General features: G+C 67.8%; 18 protein-coding genes. 14 read left to right on the forward strand and 4 right to left on the reverse strand.

The window, feature by feature from the left end; all coding sequences use genetic code 11:
- Positions 1-37: 37 nt before the first annotated feature.
- From M8009_RS14890 to purU, 4 genes are all read left to right on the forward strand, one after another.
- Positions 38-412 carry a sarcosine oxidase subunit delta gene (locus tag M8009_RS14890; protein WP_250062575.1) on the forward strand — a complete coding sequence of 125 codons (375 nt, stop codon included), beginning with the start codon at positions 38-40 and terminating at the stop codon, positions 410-412.
- Entirely contained in the window at positions 409-3,459 is a 3,051-nt protein-coding gene (locus M8009_RS14895) for a sarcosine oxidase subunit alpha family protein (protein WP_250062577.1), read from the forward strand. Before M8009_RS14890 ends, M8009_RS14895 begins: the two co-directional genes overlap by 4 nt.
- A complete protein-coding gene (locus M8009_RS14900; RefSeq protein WP_250062578.1) occupies positions 3,452-4,102 on the forward strand; it encodes a sarcosine oxidase subunit gamma in 651 nt (216 codons plus the stop codon). Before M8009_RS14895 ends, M8009_RS14900 begins: the two co-directional genes overlap by 8 nt.
- Positions 4,103-4,164: 62 nt before the next feature.
- The gene (purU, locus tag M8009_RS14905) at positions 4,165-5,031 is read left to right on the forward strand and encodes a formyltetrahydrofolate deformylase (protein WP_250062580.1); all 867 of its coding nucleotides are present in this window, start codon (positions 4,165-4,167) and stop codon (positions 5,029-5,031) included.
- Between the two features lie 80 nt (positions 5,032-5,111).
- On the opposite strand, the gene M8009_RS14910 is transcribed toward purU, so the two are convergent.
- The 4 genes from M8009_RS14910 to M8009_RS14925 all read right to left on the reverse strand — a co-directional run bounded on the left by M8009_RS14910 (position 5,112) and on the right by M8009_RS14925 (position 6,843).
- Positions 5,112-5,552: a DUF411 domain-containing protein gene (locus M8009_RS14910; RefSeq protein WP_250062582.1), complete on the reverse strand. Its 441-nt coding sequence runs from the start codon at positions 5,550-5,552 to the stop codon at positions 5,112-5,114.
- On the reverse strand, positions 5,549-5,692 hold the full coding sequence (locus M8009_RS14915) for a hypothetical protein (protein ID WP_250062584.1): 144 nt from the start codon (positions 5,690-5,692) through the stop codon (positions 5,549-5,551). The genes M8009_RS14910 and M8009_RS14915 overlap by 4 nt, the downstream gene beginning before the upstream one ends.
- Before the next feature lie 78 nt (positions 5,693-5,770).
- A complete protein-coding gene (locus M8009_RS14920; RefSeq protein WP_250062586.1) occupies positions 5,771-6,073 on the reverse strand; it encodes a hypothetical protein in 303 nt (100 codons plus the stop codon).
- A gap of 119 nt (positions 6,074-6,192) precedes the next feature.
- Complete coding sequence (locus M8009_RS14925; protein ID WP_250062588.1) at positions 6,193-6,843, reverse strand: Spy/CpxP family protein refolding chaperone; 651 nt, start codon at positions 6,841-6,843, stop codon at positions 6,193-6,195.
- Between the two features lie 210 nt (positions 6,844-7,053).
- On the opposite strand from M8009_RS14925, the gene M8009_RS14930 reads away from it, so the two are divergent.
- The 10 genes from M8009_RS14930 to etfB all read left to right on the forward strand — a co-directional run bounded on the left by M8009_RS14930 (position 7,054) and on the right by etfB (position 20,288).
- Positions 7,054-7,548, forward strand: a complete 495-nt coding sequence (locus tag M8009_RS14930; RefSeq protein WP_250062590.1) for a cupredoxin domain-containing protein — start codon at positions 7,054-7,056, stop codon at positions 7,546-7,548.
- Between the two features lie 9 nt (positions 7,549-7,557).
- Entirely contained in the window at positions 7,558-7,698 is a 141-nt protein-coding gene (locus tag M8009_RS14935; protein WP_430886918.1) for a hypothetical protein, read from the forward strand.
- A gap of 273 nt (positions 7,699-7,971) precedes the next feature.
- Complete coding sequence (locus M8009_RS14940; RefSeq protein ID WP_250062592.1) at positions 7,972-10,656, forward strand: bifunctional diguanylate cyclase/phosphodiesterase; 2,685 nt, start codon at positions 7,972-7,974, stop codon at positions 10,654-10,656.
- 296 nt (positions 10,657-10,952) lie between these two features.
- On the forward strand, positions 10,953-12,092 hold the full coding sequence (gbdR, locus tag M8009_RS14945) for a choline metabolism transcriptional regulator GbdR (protein ID WP_250062594.1): 1,140 nt from the start codon (positions 10,953-10,955) through the stop codon (positions 12,090-12,092).
- A 194-nt stretch (positions 12,093-12,286) separates the two neighbouring features.
- Complete coding sequence (locus M8009_RS14950) at positions 12,287-13,264, forward strand: dipeptidase (protein WP_250062596.1); 978 nt, start codon at positions 12,287-12,289, stop codon at positions 13,262-13,264.
- 222 nt (positions 13,265-13,486) lie between these two features.
- Entirely contained in the window at positions 13,487-14,032 is a 546-nt protein-coding gene (locus M8009_RS14955; protein WP_250062598.1) for a DUF5943 domain-containing protein, read from the forward strand.
- Positions 14,033-14,044: 12 nt separating this feature from the next.
- The gene (gene dgcA / locus M8009_RS14960) at positions 14,045-16,117 is read left to right on the forward strand and encodes a dimethylglycine demethylation protein DgcA (protein WP_250062600.1); all 2,073 of its coding nucleotides are present in this window, start codon (positions 14,045-14,047) and stop codon (positions 16,115-16,117) included.
- A 109-nt stretch (positions 16,118-16,226) separates the two neighbouring features.
- Positions 16,227-18,206, forward strand: a complete 1,980-nt coding sequence (locus M8009_RS14965) for a (Fe-S)-binding protein (RefSeq protein WP_250062601.1) — start codon at positions 16,227-16,229, stop codon at positions 18,204-18,206.
- Positions 18,206-19,489 carry an electron transfer flavoprotein subunit alpha gene (gene etfA / locus M8009_RS14970; protein ID WP_250062603.1) on the forward strand — a complete coding sequence of 428 codons (1,284 nt, stop codon included), beginning with the start codon at positions 18,206-18,208 and terminating at the stop codon, positions 19,487-19,489. The genes M8009_RS14965 and etfA overlap by 1 nt, the downstream gene beginning before the upstream one ends.
- The gene (gene etfB, locus M8009_RS14975; protein WP_250062605.1) at positions 19,479-20,288 is read left to right on the forward strand and encodes an electron transfer flavoprotein subunit beta; all 810 of its coding nucleotides are present in this window, start codon (positions 19,479-19,481) and stop codon (positions 20,286-20,288) included. The genes etfA and etfB overlap by 11 nt, the downstream gene beginning before the upstream one ends.
- Positions 20,289-20,312: the final 24 nt, after the last annotated feature.

Here is a 20,312-nt window from a genome sequence, read left to right on the forward strand (position 1 = left end):
GCCCAGAGTTCTTATCCCGATAAGGGGGAATAAAAAAATGTTCCATATCTACTGCCCCTACTGCGAGGAGCACCGCGAGGAAGAGGAGTTCCATGCCAAGGGCCAGGCGCATATCGCCCGCCCCGCGGACCCCGAGGCCTGTTCCGACGAGCAGTGGGGCGACTACCTTTTCTTCCGCGACAACCCGCGCGGCATCCACCATGAGCTGTGGGTGCACGCCGTGGGCTGCCGCAAGTTCTTCAACATCACGCGCAACACCGTGAGCTACGAGATCCTCGAGACCTACAAGATGGGCGAGCGGCCGCGCTTCACCGCCGAGCATCCCGAGGGCAAGCCCGCCGAGACAGTGGCTGCCGAGAAGGTCGCCGACGAGGCGGACATGGTCGAGCGTCAGGAAGGAGTCAAGGCATGAGCCAGTCGTCGAATCAGCCGAATCGTCTTGGCGAGGGCGGACGCATCGATCGCGCTCGTACCCTGAGCTTCACCTTCAATGGCAAGCGCTATCAGGGCCATGCCGGCGACATCCTGGCCTCGGCGCTGCTCGCCAACGGGGTGGACATCGTCAACCGCAGCTTCAAGTACTCGCGGCCGCGCGGCATCGTCGCCGCCGGCGCCGAGGAGCCCAATGCGCTGGTCCAGCTGGGCAGCACCGAGGCGGCCCAGGTGCCCAACGTACGTGCCACCCAGCAGGCGCTGTTCGAGGGCCTCACGGCACAGAGCACCAACGGCTGGCCGAACGTCCAGCGCGATGTCATGAGCCTGGTCGGCAAGCTGGGCGGTCGCTTCATGCCGCCGGGATTCTACTACAAGACCTTCATGGCGCCGGCCTCCATGTGGATGACTTACGAGAAGTATATCCGCAAGGGCGCGGGCCTGGGCCGCAGCCCCATGGAGCGCGACCCTGACAGCTATGACCACCTCAACCAGCACTGCGACCTGCTGGTGATCGGCGCCGGCCCCGCGGGCCTGGCGGCGGCGCTGACCGCGGCACGTGGCGGGGCCCGGGTGATCCTCTGCGACGAGCAGGAGGAGATGGGCGGCTCGCTGCTCGACAGCCGCGAGCTGCTCGACCACCAGCCCGCCGCCCGCTGGGCCGAGCAGGTGGTCGCCGAGCTGGCCGGGCGCGACAACGTCACCCTGCTGGCCCGCACCACCGCCAATGGCTATCACGACCATCACTTCGTGACCCTGCACGAGCGGCGCACCGAGCACCTCGGCGAGACCGCGCCGACGGTCAACGGCTATCGTCCCGCGCGGTCGCGCATGCATCGCGTGCGTGCCGGCCAGGTGGTGTTGGCCACCGGCGCCCACGAGCGGCCGCTGGTCTACGCCGGTAACGACGTGCCGGGCAACCTGGTCGCCGGGGCGGTCTCCACCTATATCCGCCGCTTTGGGGTGGTGCCGGGCGAGAAGCTGGTGCTCTCCGTCAGCAACGACCACGCCTACCGCGCCGCCCTGGACTGGGACGAGGCCGGCCGCGAGGTGGTGGCCATCGTCGACGCCCGCCTGGCGCCGGACGGCGACCTGGTGGAACAGGCCCGTGCCCGCGGCATCCGCATCATCGAAGGCGCGGCCGTGCTCGAGGCCAAGGGGAGCACTCGCGTGAGCGGCGCCCGCGTCGCCACGATCGACGCCGAGGCCTTCACGGTCACCGGCCAGGCCGAGACCCTGGCCTGCGACACCATCGCCAGCTCCGGCGGCTACAGCCCGGTGATTCACCTGGCCTCCCACACCGGCGCGCGGCCGACCTGGAACGACGAGATCCTCGGCTTTGTGCCCAGCCTGGTGAAGGGCGTGCACGCCGCCGGCAGTGCGCGTGGCATGCATGACCTGGCCAAGGGCCTGGCCGACGGGGTTGCCAAGGCGTGCGAGGCGCTCAGCGCGCTGGGCCTGTCGGCCGATGCCATCACGCTGCCCCAGGTCGATGCCATCCGCGAAGGCAGTGGCTGCGCGCTCTACCAGGTGCCCCACGAGAAGCCGACCCTGCGCGCGCCGAAGCAGTTCGTCGACCTTCAGAACGACGTCACCTCGGCGGCCATCGAGCTGGCGACCCGCGAGGGGTTCGAGTCCATCGAGCACGTCAAGCGCTACACTGCCATGGGCTTCGGTACCGACCAGGGTAAGCTCGGCAACATCAATGGCATGGCCATCGCCGCGCGCTGCCTGGGCAAGTCGATCCCCGAGGTGGGCACCACGGTATTCCGGCCCAACTACACCCCGGTGACCTTCGGCGCCATCGTCGGCCGCCACTGCCGCGAGCTGTTCGATCCCGAGCGCTATACCGCCCTGCACCAGTGGCATGTCGAGAACGGCGCCGAGTTCGAGGAAGTGGGCCAGTGGAAGCGCCCCTGGTACTTCCCGAAAACCGTCAATGGCAAGCAGGAGAGCCTGGACGAGGCCGTCGCCCGCGAGTGCCTGGCGGTACGCGAGAAGGTCGGCATCCTCGACGCCTCGACCCTCGGCAAGATCGACATCCAGGGCCCCGACGCCCGCGAGTTCCTGGGGCGCATCTACACCAACAAGTGGGCCAAGCTGGCGCCCGGCCGCGCCCGCTACGGGCTGATGTGCAAGGACGACGGCATGCTGATGGACGACGGCACCACCAGCTGCCTGGCCGAGAACCACTTCCTGATGACCACCACCACCGGTGGCGCTGCCGGAGTGATGGAGTGGCTTGAACTGTGGCACCAGACCGAGTGGCCGGAGCTGGACGTCACCTTCACTTCGGTGACCGACCACTGGGCGACCATGACGGTGACCGGGCCCGAGGCACGCAAGCTGCTCGCCGAGATCACCGACATCGACCTCGACCGCGACGCCTTCACGTTCATGGACTGGCGCGAGGGCAAGGTGGCGGACGTGCCGGCGCGGGTGTTCCGGATCTCCTTCACCGGCGAGCTCGCCTACGAGATCAACGTCCAGGCCAACTACGCCATGCACGTCTGGAAGACCCTGTTCGCGCACGGCGAGAAGTACGGCCTGACCCCCTACGGCACCGAGACCATGCATGTCCTGAGGGCGGAGAAGGGCTTCATCATCGCCGGCCAGGACACCGACGGCTCGGTGACCCCAGAGGATCTGGGTATGCAGTGGGCCGTCGGCTACGACAAGCCCAACTCCTGGGTGGGCAAGCGGGCCCTGTCGCGCTCCGACACCCGTCGCGCCGACCGCAAGCAGCTGGTGGGCCTCAGGCCCAAGGATCCCAAGGTGGTGCTGGAGGAGGGGGCCCAGATCGTCTTCGATCCGGATCACGCCATCCCCATGCCCATGGTGGGTCACGTGACCTCCAGCTACTACAGCCCGACGCTGGGCAGCGGCTTCGCCCTCGCCGTGGTCAAGGGCGGCCAGTCGCGCATGGGTGAGACCGTCTACCTGCCCATGGCCGACGGCAAGACCCACGCCGCGGAAATCGTCGGCACGATCTTTGTTGATCCCAAGGGAGAGCGCCAGAATGTCTGATCACACTGCGACCTGGTACAACCTCTATGACGCCCGGCCCCACTCCGAGGTCCCGGCCGAGTCCCCGCTGGCCTGGTCCTACCACCATAGTGGCCGCCCGTCGGTCAGTCAGAAGAGCCGCGTGGTGCTGCGCGAGCGCGCCATGGCGGGCCACCTGATCCTGCGTGGCGGGGCCATCGTCCTCGACGAGGCGGTGCGCGGGGTGCTGGGGTTCGGTCTGCCGGGCCGACCCAACACCCTGACCCTGGACGAGCGTGGCGAGCGCTCGATTCAGTGGCTCTCGCCCGACGAGTGGCTGCTGATCGTCCCCGGCGGCGAGGAGTTCGCCCTGGAGAAGCGGCTGCGCGAGGCCCTGGGCGACGCCCACTACGCCATCGTCAACGCCAGCGGCGGCCAGACCCTGATCGAGCTGACGGGCGACAAGGCCCGCGAGCTCTTGATGAAGTCGACGCCCTACGACGTCCACCCGGAGGCTTTCCCGGTGGGCAAGGGCGTGACCACGGTGTTCGCCAAGGCCAACCTGATCCTGCGCCGCCCCACGGAGGAGCGCTGGGAACTGGTGCTGCGCCGCAGCTTCGCCGACTACCTCTATCGCTGGATCCTGGATGCCGGCGCCGAGTACGCCATCGGCGTGGAAGAGTGACAGCTGTGGCTTGATAGTAGGGAGAGGGCCGGCATCTGTCGGCCCCTTTCGGGAGAGATGAGATGCAAGACAACAACAATCGCTGGATCCTGGCGGCCCAGTGCCCGAGCCGGCTGGGCACCGTGGACGTGGTCACCCGCTTCCTCAAGGAGAGCCGCTGCTACATCACCGAACAGCACTCCTTTGACGACCGGCTCAGCGGGCGCTTCTTCATCCGCACCGAGTTCCGTCCGGAAGATGAGGGCTTCGATGCCGAGGCCTTCCAGGCCGAGTTCGCCGCGCGCGCCGCCGAGTTCGAGATGACCTTCGAGCTGACCGCCCCCGGTACGCGGATACCGGTGGTGATCATGGTCTCCAAGGCCGACCACTGCCTCAACGACCTGCTCTATCGCTACCGCATCGGCCAGTTGCCCATCGAGATCCGTGCCATCGTCTCCAACCACCCGGACCTGGAGAACCTGGCGACGTGGCACGGCCTTCCCTACCACCACCTCCCGATCACGCCGGAGACCAAGCCCGAGCAGGAGGCGCAGGTGTGGTCGGTGGTCAAGGAGTCCGGGGCCGAGCTGGTGATACTCGCCCGCTACATGCAGGTCCTTTCCAGCGACATGTGCGAGAAGCTCAGCGGCCGCGCGATCAACATCCACCACTCGCTGCTGCCGGGCTTCAAGGGGGCGAAGCCCTATCACCAGGCCTACGAGAAGGGCGTCAAGCTGGTCGGTGCCACGGCTCATTACATCAACGACGACCTCGATGAGGGACCGATCATCACCCAGGGCGTGGAGCCGGTGAGTCACGCCGACTACCCCGAGGACCTGGTGGCCAAGGGGCGCGACGTCGAGTGCCTCACCCTGGCCCGAGCGGTGGCCCTGCATGTGGAGCGGCGCGTCTTCCTGCACGCCAGGCGCACCGTGGTCTTCGACCGCTAGCTGAGAGTTCTCGGTAGGTAGGCGCGAATCGCCCCGGCACTGGCCGGGGCGAAGTCGTGATGGATGATCGGGATGGGCCCTCAGAGCGTCATGAAGGCAGCGTCCTGTCGGTCGGTGAACTGGTAGACCTTGTAGGGCGCCTGCTGGGGGCCGGGCATGCCGGGTGTGCCGATGGGCATGCCGGCGAGGCCGATGCCATCGATGGCCGGCCGTTCCTCGAACAGCTTCTCCACCGCCGCCAGCGGCACATGACCCTCGATCACGTACCCGCCCATCTCGACGGTGTGGCAGGAGCCGAGCCCGTAGGGCAGGCCCGCGGCCTCCTTGATCTGGCCGAGATCCCGGTCGTCGATGACGGTGACCGCGATGCCCATCTCCTCGAGATGTTCGGCATAGCCATCGCAGCAGCCGCACTGGGGGTTCTTGTAGAGCATGGCCTCGGCCGGCAGGGCGGCCTGGGCGGTGGTGGCGCCGGCGAGCAGCGCGCCGGAGAGGAACAGGGTGGGGGCGAAGCGGTTCATGAGCGATTCTCCTGGGAACGACGGGACGTGAACACATATTTGGCCAGGGCGGCGATGCCGAGGCCCAGCAGTAGCATGAAGGCCAGCGGCATCAGCCAGCCGATCCAGCCCATGAGGGCGAAGCATTCGTTGCTCATCATGGTGAGACTCCTGACGAAGGTGCAGCGCAGTCGGTTAATGGCCGGCGTGCCGGCGTCATCGTGTGACCGGGGTGAGCGTCAGGATCTGGGAGGTTCGCGGGGTGGCGGGGCGATGAATTCGACCGCGGCAGCGCCGTCGGTGTCGGCCATTGTATCCGGGGTGGCAGGCATGACGAGTGGCGTCGCCGCCATGGCCGCGCAGCCAGCGCAGTCGGGGTCGGCGTGATCGAACATCTCGACCTCGGCCGTGCTGCACTCAGCGGCGCAGCTCTCCATGGCCGCCTGGTCGGCCAGACTGGTCACCGACAGCAGCAGCACGAGCAGCAACGCCAGCAGGCGTCCTCCTCGGGTGCGGCGCAGCGCTCTGGCCTGTTCGGTCATGGTGAGTTCCTCGTCATCCTGGCGTCATTCTGTGCCCGTCATGCGATCAACCACATTGACCCAGCGCAATATCGAGCGAGATGGCTGGGGTATGCCCGCCAGGCGGCGGGCACCGGGTATCACTGCGGGCTGTTGCGGGAGGAAGAGCCCTGTTTCAGCTGCTCGCGCTGCTCGTCGGTCAGCAGGTCCTGCATTCGATTACGCATGCGTACCTTGTCCGCCATCATCTCGCCATGGAGGGTGGCCATCTGACCATGGAGTGCCTGGACCTCCTCCGGATCCGGGCGCTCTGCCTGCATCAGCAGCTGCATGTCGTCACGCAGGTTCATCAGCTCGGCCATGCGCTCGAAGTGGGCGGAACGGTGCTCCTTGCGCATCTCGCGCAGGGAACCCAACTGCTCCTCGTCGAGCATTCCGGACATGCCGCCCATGCCGGACATCATCGGGCAGGGCATCATGCCACCTTGGCCCCCCATCATCATGCCGGGGCCCATACCGCCCTGGCCGCCGCCCATCATGCCGGGCCCCATGCTGCCCTGATTGCCCATCATGCCGGGCCCCATGCTGCCCTGATTGCCCATCATGCCGGGCCCCATGCTGCCCTGATTGCCCATCATGCCGGGGCCCATGCCGCCCTGGCCGCCGCCCATCATCATGCCGCCGGAACCCTGGCCGCCCTGATGCATGCCTTGGGCAGACGCGGCGCCGCTGGCGGCGATGCCCAGGCCAGCGGCCAGCGCAATGGCGATTACCTGCTTGTACTTGACCATGGTGTTTCCCCTCATCTTGCGGATGGTAGAGAAGTCGCCTTCCCTGATTGGGGAAGGTGGGGCTAGCGTTCGCATTGAGCTTACAACCTATGGGTCGCCCCAAGGTCAAGGTGTTTCAATGGCGCGAAACCCTTCTGGCCGAACTCAGTCTCATTTCAGGTTGTTGCGGTACAACCAACGCTTCCCTGATACGACACACGAGGTAACATCATGCGCAAGACGCTACTGGCCCTCGCCCTGGGGCTCGTGACCACCGCGGCCTTCGCCGCCGGCGAGCATGAGTCGTCACACGCTGCGGCAAGCGATGCCGATATCGATCGCACCATTCGCGTCGAGGCGGGCGACATGTGGTTCGATCCCGAGGGACTCGAGGTGGCGCCGGGCGAGACCATTCGCTTCGAGATCACCAACATCGGCAATATCGAGCACGAGTTCATCATCGGCGATGCCAAGGCCCAGGAAGCACATCGCGAGATGATGCAGGAGATGGGCGGCAGCCACGGTGACGGCCACGAGGGGCACGGCGGCCACGACATGGCCGAGGGAGAGCATGGCGGCGAGATGCCTGCCGTGACCATCGCGCCCGGTGATACCGCCGAGCTTGTCTGGACCGCTCCCGACAACGTGGAGCGCCTCGAGTACGCCTGCAACATTCCCGGTCACTACGAGTCAGGCATGTCGGGGAGTATCGACTTCCAGGGGTGACCCGCCGTCATGCTCGCCGCCCCCTTGGCGCTGTTCATCGGCACGGTTGGCGCCATCTCGGTCTTCAAGGCCGTGTATATCGACAAGCGCGAGCTGAAGTGCGCCTGTGTCGGGGCAACAGCAATGTCCCCCTGGGGTTCGTGTCCTTGACCGAGAACCTGATCATGGTGGCCATGGGGGTCTGGATGCCGTTGAAACAGCTCCTCCTGTGATGACAGGGAGGCATGGATGACTGAATCCGCCGAACGCAGGATTAGCCTCCGTGCAACCCCACACCGCCGGGCCTCTCTTACGGCTCTCCTATAGGAGGAGCGCGCGTTTACCCTGCCTGCCATTCCTGTCATCTTGTGAGCCGAATTCCGACATGGCGCCGGCATCACGGGTCGGGCAGCAATGCGGAGATGGCCATGAGGGAGCACGGCAATGCAGTCACGGATGGAGGCTGAAGAGGCCTTTCGCCAGCTGGCGAAGGGCCTCGGCAGGAGCGGGGCGCCGGACTTCTACGACACTCTGGTGGCGCGGCTCGCGGCCATCCTGGGGGTCGACCATGTGCTGGTGGCGCGGGTCACCGGGGATGCCATGGTCCGCACCCTGGCGGTCTGGTCGCAGGGCAGGCCTCGACCGAACATCGCCTATTCGCTGGCGGGCACGCCCTGCGAGGCCGTGCTCGGCGAGGAGGTCTGTCTCTACGCGGATGACGTCCAGGCCCGCTTTCCCGACGACGGGCTCCTGAGTCAGCTGGGCGCGGTCAGCTACCTCGGCCTGCCGCTCCTGGCTGCGGACGGGGCGTCCCTGGGCCTGCTCGCGGTGCTCAAGAACGTGCCCATGCAGGCCGCTGGACTGGAGAAGGAGGTGCTGCGCATTGCCGCGGTCCAGGCCGGCGCCGAACTTGACCGCAGCCGGGCCGAGCTGGCGGTGCAGGAGAGCGAGCGTCGTCTCGACACCCTGCTCAACCACCTGCCCGGCATGGCGTATCGCTGCCTGAATGATCGCGACTGGACCATGCGCATCGTCAGCCAGGGGGCACAGGCGCTGACCGGCTACCGCGCCGAGGAGCTGCAGGACAACCGGGTCGCCAGCTATGCCGCGCTGATCCATCCCGCCGACCGTGAGCGAGTGTTCGAGGAGGTCCAGGCCGCCGTTTCACGCCGAGCGCCCTTTCGCGTGATCTACCGCCTGCACCACGCCGGGGACGGTACCCGCTGGATGTGGGAGCAGGGCCAGGGGGTCTTCGATGCCAGCGGAGAGCTTCTCCACCTGGAAGGCTTCATCACCGATATCACCGAGCAGCACGAGGCGCAGCGCGTCCAGGAGGCGGTGATGCAGGTGGCCTCGACCGTCACCACCCGCATCGGCGACGACTACTTCCATCAGCTGGTCAGCACCCTGGTCGAGATCCTCGAGGCGGATGCCGGCTTCATCGCCCTGCTCGACGCCTCCCGGCCGGACGACGATCCCTTGAGCGGTCGTGCCTCCGCGACCATGAGCATGGTCAGCGTGGTCTCGGCGGGACAGCGGCTCGAGAACTACACCTACCCCCTGGCAGGCACTCCCTGCGAGCAGGTCCTCGACGAGCGGGAGGCCATGGTCGAGGGCGGCAGCACCGCGCTGCTGCCGGGTGGGGCCGAAGTGGCCAGGGCCTGGATCGGTCGTCGCCTGGACAACGCCAAGGGCGAGCCGATCGGCGTCATCATGGTGCTGTATCGCCGTTCGCTGGAGGCCAACGCCTTCGCCACCTCGGTGCTGCGCATCCTCTCCACCGGGGCCGCGGCGGAGCTGGAGCGGCGACGCGACCACCGTCGCATGCACCAGCTGGCCTATACCGACGGCACCACCGGCCTGCCCAACCGGGTACGCTTCATGGAAGAGCTCATGCGCCTGAGGCAGGAGGCCGAGAAGGGCCAGCATCCCCTGCTGCTGCTGCTCCTCGACATCCGCCGCTTCAAGGAGATCAATGACCTCCACGGCCATCAGATCGGTGACCAGCTGCTGTCGACCACGGCCGGGCGTCTGGCGCGGGCCATGGGGCCGAACGAGGTGCTGGCGCGGCTCTCCGGCGACGAGTTCGCGGTGCTGGTGCCCGAGGCGCAGGCCACCGCCCTCGAGCAGAGCGTCCGGCGACTGCGAGACGCCGTGAGCAGGCCCATCGCGCTCGGGCATCGCAGCTTCGTGCTCGAGGTCAGCATCGGGTCGGCCCGCTACCCGCAGGATGCCGTCAGTCCCGGGGAGTTGTTCAAGTCCGCCAGCATCGCGCTCTATCACGCCAAGCAGCAGGATGACGGGACCTGCCCCTTCGACGAATCGATGACCTGGGCGCTGCAGCGCCGCCAGCAGATGACGGAACGGCTGAGCGCGGCGATCAGCGGCCAGCGCCTCGAGCTCCACTTCCAGCCCCAGGTCGACCTCCGGACCGGCGAACTGGTGGGCGCCGAGGCGCTGTGCCGATGGCACGACCCGGTCTGGGGCTGGGTCAGCCCGGGGGAGTTCATCCCCCTGGCGGAGGAGCGTGGCCTGATCCGCCCGCTGGGTGACTGGGTGCTGCAGGCGGCCTCCCGGCAGATGGCCGCCTGGCGGCGGGAGGGCATGGCCCTGCCCGGCCGGCTCTCCCTCAACGTCTCCGCCCAGCAGTTCGCGGATCCGCAGCTGGCCGAGCATATCGCCACCCTGACCCGGGACGTCCCCGCCTCGGCCATCGGCCTGGAGCTCACCGAGAGCGACTTCATGCGAGACCCCGAGCAGGCCGTCGGCATCACCCAGGCGCTGCGCGAGGCCGGCTATGCCCTTGCCATCGACGACTTCGGCACCGGCTACTCGTCGCTCTCCTACCTGCGCCGATTCTCGGCCGATGCCCTGAAGATCGACATCTCCTTCGTTCGGGACATGCTCGAGAGCCGCCATGACCGGGCCATCATCCAGACCATCATCGCCATGGCCCGCACCCTGGGGATGAAGACGGTCGCCGAGGGCGTCGAGTCCCCGGAGCAGGCCGAGGCCCTGGCCGGCATGGGCTGCGAGCAGGCCCAGGGGTACCATTACGGCAGGCCGCTTCCGGCCGCCGACTTTGCCGCTGCCTGGGCCCGGGCCATGCGCCGCGAGGCGCCGCGGTAGCGGCAGCGTCCGATAGCCTCCTGATGGTCACGGCCTCATTACGGACAAGAGGGAGGTAGTGTCGGCCTGAGCGCCCCGCCTTGCCTGGGAGCGACACCCCGCCGCCCTGAAAACGACACCATAGTCGTTAACAACTGGCGGCCCGCCGGCTGATAGGCAATGGTGACATGCCAGATCACGACGCCTTGCGGTATCTTGCGGGACGGACTTGCCTGTTCGCGACAGCCAGACATCGGCGGGCGTCCGGATACGGACATAACAACACCACGTGCACGACCCCGTACAGGAGGCTCGCCATGACGCCCCCCTCCCAGGCACCGAACAAGCCGGCCGCTTCCCAGGCCATCGGCTTCCTGCTGCTGGAAAACTTCACCCTCTTCTCCCTGGCCTCGGCCATCGAGCCGCTGCGCATGGCCAACCAGCTGGCCGGTCGGGAGCTCTATCGCTGGTTCACCCTGAGCCTCGACGGCGAGCCGATCTCCGCCAGCGATGGCCTCAAGGTCACGCCGGATGCGGCGATCACGGTGCCGCTGGCGCTGGACATGGTGGTGGTCTGTGGCGGGGTGGGGCCGGCGCGGGCGGTGCAGCGCGAGCACGTCGTTTGGCTACAGGGCCAGGCACGCCTGTCGCGGCGGCTGGGTGGGATCTGCACCGGCAGCTGGGCGCTGGCCAAGGCGGGGCTGCTGGATGGCTACGAGACCAGCGTCCACTGGGAGTGCCTGGCCGCCATGCAGGAGTCCTTTCCCCGCACCCTGCTGACGACCCGGCTGTTCTCCATCGACCGCGAGAGGGCTACCGCCTCGGGGGGGACCGCCCCCCTGGACATGATGCTCACCCTGATCGGGCGGGATCATGGTCGCGAGCTCGCGGCGGGGATCTCCGAGATGTTCATCTGTGACCGCGTGCGCGGGGAGCAGGACCAGCAGCGCGTGCCGCTAAAGCATATCCTCGGCACGACACAGCCAAAGCTGCTGGAGATCGTCGCGCTGATGGAGGCCAACCTCGAGGAGCCCATCGGGCTCGAGGAACTGGCGGCCTATGTCGGCTTGTCGCGTCGCCAGCTCGAGCGGCTCTTCCAGAAATACCTGCTCTGCTCGCCGTCGCGCTACTACCTCAAGCTGCGGCTGACCCGCGCCCGCCAGCTGCTCAAGCAGACCTCGATCTCGATCATCGAGGTGGCCTCCGCCTGCGGCTTCGTCTCCACGCCGCACTTCTCGAAGTGCTACCGGGAGTTCTTCGGCCAGCCGCCCCGCGACGAGCGGCTCGGCGCGAGCTCGGTCAGGGTGCCGGTGCCGCCGCCCTGCGAATCGGTGGGGGCCAACCTGGAGCTGCTGAGCTTCGAAGCCTATCCGGCCGAGCCGGTCTCCTCGGCCATCATGGCCCTCGATCAGGCGCGCGGCGAGCCGACCTACGCTAGCGTCCTGCTGCGCTCCTGATTACTGTCTTACCGATATCTCCTGCCGAAGCGATCGCCCTGCCGGCCCGTCACGGGCCGGCAGGGTGTCGTCGTGCGTCGCAGGCGCGACAGTCATGACGTTTTTGGAATTCTCGTCGTCGCTTCCAGGCGCCGAGCCGGGGTAGGCCGGCGCTATGCTGCCGTCGAGTCGAACACATCCCCGGAGCGGTAAACATGACACCAAGAGAGCTGCACGACGACGCCATCGTCATCGATGGCCTGATCATCGCCAAGTGGAACCGCGAGCTGTTCGAGGACATGCGGCGCGGCGGCCTCTCGGCGGCCAACTGCACGGTTTCCGTCTGGGAGGGATTCCAGGCCACCGTCGACAACATCGTCCGCTCCAATGCGCTGATGGCCGAGTGCAGTGACCTTGTCCGTCCCGTGCGCACCACCGCCGACATCACCCGGGCCAAGGAGGAGGGCAAGACCGGCATCCTCTACGGCTTCCAGAACGCCCATGCCTTCGAGGATCAGATCGGCTACGTGGAGGTCTTCAAGCAGCTGGGCGTGGGCATCGTGCAGATGTGCTACAACACCCAGAACCTGGTGGGCACCGGCTGCTATGAGCGCGACGGCGGGCTTTCCGGTTTCGGTCGCGAGATCGTCGCCGAGATGAATCGCGTCGGCATCATGTGCGATCTCTCCCACGTGGGCGCCAAGACCTCCGAGGAGGTGATCCTCGCTTCCGACAAGCCGGTCTGCTACTCCCACTGTCTGCCCTCCGGGCTCAAGGCGCACCCGCGCAACAAGTCCGACGCCGAGCTCAAGTTCATCGCCGACCACGGCGGCTTCGTCGGCGTGACCATGTTCACCCCCTTCCTGCGCGCCGGCATCGACGCCACCGTCGACGACTACGTCGAGGCGATCGAGTACGTGATGAATATCGTTGGTGAGGACGCCATCGGCATCGGCACCGACTTCACCCAGGGCCACGACCAGGACTTCTTTGAGTGGCTCACCCACGACAAGGGCTATGCCCGCCGCCTGACCCGCTTCGGCAAGATCATCAACCCCGAAGGCATCCGCACCATCGGCGAGTTCCCCAACCTCACCGAGGCACTCCTCCGGCGCGGCTTCAGCGAGCCCCAGGTACGCAAGATCATGGGCGAGAACTGGGTGCGCGTGCTCAAGGATGTGTGGGGCCAATAGGCCGCAGGGTACAAACCTGACGTGTCCGATGCTCATAGCGAGGGTCGCCGGGGGCAGGCCGAAGAGGAGGTCATTTGCCATGGATGGCAAATGTAGCGCCCAGGGATGGGTTCACAGCGCCTCCTCGCAGGCCTGCCGACGGATCAGCCCCGAGCGGTGCCGCTGAGTGCAATGGCCCGGTTGCAGCAGCATAACAATCAGCAAGATTCGAGGAATACGACCGTGACCAAGATGGCCCCTGAACTGCCCATCGAAGTGGATGCCGAGACCGGCGTCTGGACCACCGACGCCCTGCCGATGCTCTATGTGCCGCGCCACTTCTTCATCAATAACCATCTGGCCGTCGAGGAGGCACTGGGCGTGGAGCAGTACGCCGAGATCCTCTACCACGCCGGCTACAAGAGCGCCTGGCACTGGTGCGAGAAGGAGGCTGAATTGCACGGCCTTCAGGGTGGGGCGGTGTTTGAGCACTATATGACGCGGCTCTCCCAGCGCGGCTGGGGAAGGTTCATCGTCGAGGCCATCGACCTGGAGGCCGGCACCTGCCGGGTGCGCCTCGAGCACAGCGCCTTCGTCTATCAGCTGGGCAAGGTGGGGCGCAAGGTGGAGTACATGTTCACCGGCTGGTTCGCCGGCGCCATGGACCAGATCCTCGCCGCCCGCGGCAGCGCCCTGCGCACCGTCGCCGAGCAGGTCCAGAGTGCGGCCGAGGAAGGCTGCGACGTGGGCCGCTTCGTCACCCGTCCGCTCGATACCCTCCGGGGCTGAGGAGTTACCACCATGGCATTCGACGCACTCTTCCAGCCGATCGAGATCGGCAAGCTCACCATCCGCAACCGGGTGGTCAGCACCGCCCACGCCGAGGTCTACGCCACCGACGGCGGCATGACCACCGAGCGCTACGTCAGGTACTACGAGGAGAAGGCCAGGGGCGGCTGCGGGCTGGCCATTTGCGGCGGCTCCTCGGTAGTCTCCATCGACAGCCCCCAGGGCTGGTGGAGCTCGGTGAACCTCTCCACCGACCGCATCATCCCGCACTTCCAGAACCTCGCCGATGCCGTGCACAAGCATGGCGGCAAGATCATGATCCAGATCACTCATATGGGGCGCCGCTCGCGCTGGGACGGCTTCGACTGGTCGACCCTGCTATCGCCCTCCGGCATCCGCGAGCCGGTGCACCGCTCCACCTGCAAGACCATCGAGGAGGAGGATATCTGGCGCATCATCGGCGATTTCGCCCAGGCCGCGCGCCGGGCCAAGGAAGGGGGCCTCGACGGCGTCGAGCTCTCCGCCGTGCACCAGCACCTGATCGACCAGTTCTGGAGCCCGCGGGTCAACAAGCGCGAGGACCAGTGGGGCGGCAGCTTCGAGAACCGCATGCGCTTCGGCATGGAGGTGCTCAAGGCGGTTCGCGCCGAGGTCGGCGACGACTTCGTGGTGGGCATGCGCATCTGCGGTGACGAGTTCCACCCGGACGGCCTCTCCCACGACGACATGAAGCAGATCGCCGCCTACTACGATGCCACCGGCCAAGTCGACTTCTTCGGCGTGATCGGCTCCGGCTGCGATACCCACAACACCCTGGCCAACGTCATTCCCAACATGTCCTATCCGCCGGAGCCCTTCCTGCACCTGGCGGCGGGCATCAAGGAAGTGGTCGGCGTGCCGGTGATCCACGCCCAGAACATCAAGGACCCCAACCAGGCCCAGCGCATTCTCGAGGGCGGCTATGTGGACCTGGTGGGCATGACCCGGGCGCATATCGCCGACCCGCACCTGATCGCCAAGATCAAGATGGGCCAGGTGGACCAGATCAAGCAGTGCGTGGGCGCCAACTACTGCATCGACCGCCAGTACCAGGGCCTGGACGTGCTGTGCATCCAGAATGCCGCCACCTCCCGCGAGTACATGGGCCTGCCGCATATCATCGAGAAGAGCGAAGGACCCAAGCGCAAGGTCGTGGTGGTGGGCGGTGGTCCCGGCGGCATGGAGGCGGCCCGCGTCGCCGCCGAGCGCGGCCACGACGTCACCCTGTTCGAGGCCGCCGAGGCGCTCGGCGGTCAGATCACCATCGCCGCCCAGGCCCCGCAGCGGGACCAGATCGCCGGCATTACCCGCTGGTACCAACTGGAACTGGCGCGTCTCAAGGTCGACCTGCGCCTGGGAACCCGCGCCGACGAGGCGACGCTGCTCGACCTGCGCCCGGACATCGTGGTGCTGGCCACCGGCGGCCAGCCCTTCCTGAGCCAACACCCGGAGTGGGGCTACTCCGAGAACTCCGAGGAGAGCATGGTGGTGAGCACCTGGGACATCCTCTCGGGCAAGGTGGCCCCGGGCAAGAACGTGCTGATCTATGACGCCATCTGCGAGTTCTCCGGCGTCTCGGCGGCGGACTACCTGGCCGACAAGGGCGCCAAGGTGGAGATCGTCACCGACGACATCAAGCCGGGCGCGGCGGTGGGCGGCACCACCTTCCCCACCTACTACCGCAGCCTCTACGAGAAGGAGGTGATCATGTCCTCCGACCTGATGCTGCACAAGGTCTACCGCGAGGGCGACGGCCTGGTGGCGGTGCTCGAAAACGAGTACACCGGCGCCCTGGAGGAGCGGGTGGTCGACCAGGTGGTGGTGGAGAACGGCGTGCGTCCCGACGAGGATCTCTACTATGCCCTCAAGGCGCAGTCCCGCAACAAGGGCCAGCTGGACCTGGAGGCGCTCTACGCCATCCAGCCCCAGCCTAGCCTGAGCGAAACAGGAGACGGCTTCCTGCTGTTCCGCCTGGGCGACTGCACGGCGCCGCGCAATACCCATGCGGCCATCTATGACGCCCTGCGGATCTGCAAGGACTTTTAACCACCCGCTGGAAGCCAGAAGCTTGAAGCTGGAAGTGAAACGCGGCGCTTCGCCCTTTTCTTCCAGCTTCCGGCTTCCAGCTTCCAGCTCGCCTGTCAGGTGAGCTGTGATGCTAAATACAATTCTTCCGATCCTGATCTTCGCCGCCCTGGCCCTGGCGGCGGTCGGCGCCGGGCGGCGTGTCCGCCTGTGGCGCCAGGGGCGGCCTTCTCCAGTGCCGCTGCTCAAGGGCCTGGCGGCCCTGCCGCGCCGTTATCTGGTGGACCTGCATCACGTGGTGGCCCGCGACAAGGTGATGTCCAACACCCACGTGGCCACCGCCGGTGGCTTCGTGGCCGCCGCCGTGCTGATGATCCTGGTGCATGGCCTGGGGCTCGCCAACCCGGTGCTGGGCGCGCTGCTGCTGGCGGCCAGCGCCTGCATGTTCGTGGGCAGCCTGTTCGTGGCCCGGCGCCGGCGCGACCCGCCCGCGCGGCTCTCCAGGGGCCCCTGGATGCGCTTGCCCAAGAGCCTGATGGCCTTCTCGCTGGGCGTCTTCCTGATCACTCTGCCCACGGTAGGCATTCTGCCCCCCGATGCGGGCAGTTGGATACTGGCCCTGGTACTGGCCGCCGTGGTGGTCTGGGGCCTGGCTGAGATGGTGGTCGGCATGACCTGGGGCGGGCCCATGAAGCACGCCTTCGCCGGCGCCCTGCACCTGGCCTTCCATCGCCGCCCGGAGCGCTTCTCCAGCAAGGCGGGAGGAGAGGGGCGTTCCACCGGCCTCAAGGCACTGGACCTGGAGAACGAGGCGACGCCACTGGGCGTCGAGACGCCCAGCGACTTCACCTGGAACCAGCTGCTCGGCTTCGATGCCTGCGTGCAGTGCGGGCGCTGCGAGGCGGTTTGCCCGGCCTTCGCCGCCGGCCAGCCCCTCAACCCCAAGAAGCTGATCCAGGACATGGTGGTGGGCCTGGCCGGGGGCAGCGATGCGGGCTACGCGGGATCTCCTTACCCTGGAAAGCCGGTGGGGGAGCACCACGGTAATCCCCATGGCCCCATCGTGGCGCGACAGGGTACCGCCCTGGTCGATGCCGAGACCCTGTGGTCCTGCACCACCTGCCGGGCGTGCGTCGAGGAGTGCCCGATGATGATCGAGCACGTCGACGCCATCGTCGACATGCGTCGTCACCTGACCCTGGAGCACGGCAATACGCCGGGCAAGGGGGCGGAGGTGCTCGACAACCTGATCGCCACCGACAACCCTGGCGGTTTCGATCCCGGCTCGCGGCTGCACTGGGCGGCGGACCTCAACCTGCCGCGGATGGCCGATCTCGGCCAGGTCGATGTGCTGCTGTGGCTGGGTGATGGCGCCTTCGATATGCGCAATCAGCGCACCCTGCGGGCCCTGGTCAAGGTGCTGCGTGCTGCCGAGGTGGACTTCGCGGTGCTCGGCGACGAGGAGCGCGACAGTGGCGACGTGGCGCGGCGCCTGGGCGACGAGGCGACCTTCCAGTCCCTGGCCAGGCGCAATATCGCCACCCTGTCCCGGTATCGCTTCCAGCGCATCGTCACCTGTGACCCGCACAGCTTTCATGTGCTGGGCAACGAGTATAGCGAGCTGGGCGGGCACTATGCGGTCCAGCATCACAGCACCTTTATCGCCGAGCTGTATGACGCCGGCCGATTGGCCTTCTCGCCCTGGAAGGGCGGTAGCGTCACCTATCACGACCCCTGCTACCTGGGGCGCTACAACGGCGAATACGAGGCGCCGCGTCGGGTCCTCGAGGCCCTGGGTATCCAGGTCGCCGAGATGGAGCGCTCCGGCTTCCGCTCGCGCTGCTGCGGCGGCGGTGGTGGGGCTCCCATCATCGATATTCCCGGCGAGCGGCGGATTCCCGATATGCGCATGAACGACGTCAAGGAGACCGGCGCCGAGCTGGTGGCGGTGGGCTGCCCCCAGTGCACCGCCATGCTGGAGGGCGTGGTGGATGCCAGCGCCGAGGTGCGTGATATCGCCGAGCTGGTGGCCGATGCCCTGGTGGCGCGCCCCGCCGCCGCTGCGCCCCGCCGGTCTGCTGACAAGACGACCGCCGAGGAGGTGATCTGATGAGCGAGAATCGTCGCCGCGATCCACGTCGCGAGTGGATTGCCCGTAACCGCCTGCATCCGGAGCACGCCAGCGTGCTCGCCGCCCTTGGAGAAATCGGGGGTGGCGCCGCCGCCAGCGAGTGGCTGGGCCCCAACGGGGTGATTCGCAGGAACCCCCGCGCCATCGGCTTTATTGGCCCCAATGGTGTCAAGCGTATCGACCGCAGCGGTGCCCAGCAGGGTGGCCAGGCCGCGGGCGGTACCCGCCAGGCGGCCCAGGATAGCCGTCGCCAGGTCACCATCGAGGCCCCGGCCTTCCTGGTGGCGGTGGTGCCGGACCTCTCCGGCGGTCGCCTCTCCGGCCATGACAAGGACCTGCTGGGCCTGGCCCGGCGCCTGGCGGATGCCGACCCTGAGCGTCCCGGTGCCGTGCTGGCCGTGGTGTTCGGCGAGCACAAGGAAGACAGTTTTGGCGAGGCGGGCATCGATCGGCTGCTGCACCTCGCCGACGACGCCTATGCCGGCTTCGCCCCCGAGGCGCGCCTGGCGGCACTGGCCGCCGTGGAGCGGGAGCTGGCGCCGCGTCACTGGCTGCTCCCCGATTCGCCCCTGGGCGGGGCCGACCTGGGGCGGCGCCTGGCCTTGCGTCTGGGCGAGCGGCCCGCTACCGGGGTCTGGCAACTGGAACCCGACGTCGGGAGTCCACTTGGCTGGCGCTGCACCGCCCGCGGCGCGGCGGAGAGCCTGGATATCCAGCGCCCCCTGCCGCGGGTCGCCCTGGCGCTCGCCGAGTGTGCCGAGCCGGTCGACGAGACCCGTCATGCCGCCGTGCCTCTGAGCCTGGCGGAGGCGATTCCCAGCGCCCTGTCGCGGATCGAGGATCTGGGACAGGTGGCGGTGGATCCCGCCGGGGTGGCCCTGGCCGAGGCGGAGTTCATCGTCTCCGGCGGCAACGGCGTCAAGGACTGGGACGGCTTCCACTACGCCGCCAGGGTGCTGGGGGCCACCGAAGGGGCCTCCCGGGTCGCCGTGGATGATGGTTTCATGGCGCGCCATCGCCAGGTGGGGGCCACCGGCACCTGGGTCACCGCCCGGGTCTACCTGGCGGTGGGCATCAGTGGCGCCATCCAGCACCTGCAGGGCATCCAGAGCTGCGACAAGGTGGTGGCCATCAACCTCGACCCCGGTTGCGACATGATCAAGCGCGCCGACCTGGCGGTGATCGGCGACAGCGCCGCGATCCTTGCCGCCTTGGTGGCCAAGGTGGAACAGCAGCGAGGAGGGCAGCGCGATGCGGCCTGAGCAGCAGGGAGTCGAGGTGGCGGTACTGGTCTCGGTGGGTCGCCACCCCATTACCGGGCGCGCCCGCCGCGCCGATCAGGATGCCCGGGGCCTGGAGTTGGCCCTGGGCCTGGGGCACCAGTTGCCCGGCAGCCGGGTGAGCCTGTTGCATGCCGGCGTCCTCGACGAGGCCAGCGAGGCGTCACTGCGCGGCTACCTGGGCATGGGGCTGGAGACCCTGACGCTGCTGGAGCAGACCGAGGGGGCCGATGCCATCCCGGCCCTGGCCGAGCACCTGGCCGCGGCGCCGCCGCAGCTGGTGATCACCGGCGCCCGGGCTGAGCGGGGCGAGGGCTCGGGCCTGCTGCCCTATGCCCTGGCCGAGCGCCTGGGCTGGCCGCTGGTCAGTGGTCTGGCCGCGGTGGAAACGGTCGAGAACGGCGTGGCGACCCTGCTCCAGGCCCTGCCCCGGGGCCAGCGGCGGCGCCTCAAGGTACGCCTGCCGGCCATCCTCACCGTGGACGCCGCGGCACCGGCACCGCGCCAGAGCGCCTTCGGCCCGGCCCGCCGGGCCGAGCTCGAGGTCACCCCGGTGGCCGCCGAACCCGACCGGGAGCTGGCCCAGTGGCGGCTGGCGCCGGCCCGCAAGCGGCCCAAGCGCCTGAAGATCGTCAAGGCCGCCTCGGCGCGGGATCGCTTCAAGGCCGCCGCCGCCAAGGCGGAGGGCGGCAGCGGTCAGGTGCTGGAGGGCGTCTCGGCGGAGCAGGGCGCCGAGGCCATCTACAAGCTGCTGAAAGAGGAGGGCGTCCTGCCCCGCTGACCATCGGACGGTCAAACGACGACA

It is taken from the genome of Halomonas gemina (assembly GCF_023554995.1).
GTDB lineage: Bacteria > Pseudomonadota > Gammaproteobacteria > Pseudomonadales > Halomonadaceae > Halomonas > Halomonas gemina.